The 536-nt window shown below is 67.2% G+C and carries 1 protein-coding gene; it reads right to left on the bottom strand.

The window, feature by feature from the left end; translation table 11 throughout:
- A partial coding sequence (locus F0U47_RS20270) for an ATP-binding cassette domain-containing protein (RefSeq protein ID WP_149752312.1) occupies positions 1 to 536 on the bottom strand: 536 nt, incomplete at both ends.

The following is a 536-nucleotide window of genomic DNA, read 5'->3' as shown; positions in this document are numbered from 1 at the left end:
CCCCGCTGTGGCGGACGTAGGAGATCTCCACGCTCTGGCCCACTCTGAGGTCGCCCGCGTCGGGCTGCTCGCTGCCGGTGATCATGCGGAACAACGTGGTCGTGCCGACGCCGTTGGGGCCGTTCACACCGACGATGCCGGCACGCGGGAGGCTGAAGGACAGGTCGTCGATGAGGACGCGGTCCTCGAAGCCCTTGGTGAGGCCCTTCGCCTCAAGGACGACGTCACCCAGCCGCGGACCGGCGGGGATGTTGATCTCGGAGGTGTCGATCTTGCGGTCGCGCTCCGCCTCGGCGGCGAGCTCCTCGTAGCGGGCGAGACGGGCCTTGCTCTTGGTCTGCCGCGCCTTGGCGTTGGAGCGGACCCACTCCAGCTCCTTCTCGAGCATCTTTGCGCGCTTGGCGTCCTTGGCCCCCTCGATCTTGAGGCGGTCCTTCTTCGTCTCGAGGTAGGTGGAGTAGTTGCCCTCGTAGCCGTGGATGCGACCACGGTCGACCTCGGCGATCCACTCCGCGACGTTGTCGAGGAAGTAGCGG

Source organism: Nocardioides antri (assembly GCF_008373765.1).
GTDB lineage: Bacteria > Actinomycetota > Actinomycetes > Propionibacteriales > Nocardioidaceae > Nocardioides > Nocardioides antri.
Note: the sequence above shows the minus strand (reverse complement) of the source record. Positions and strands in the feature narration are given on the sequence as shown.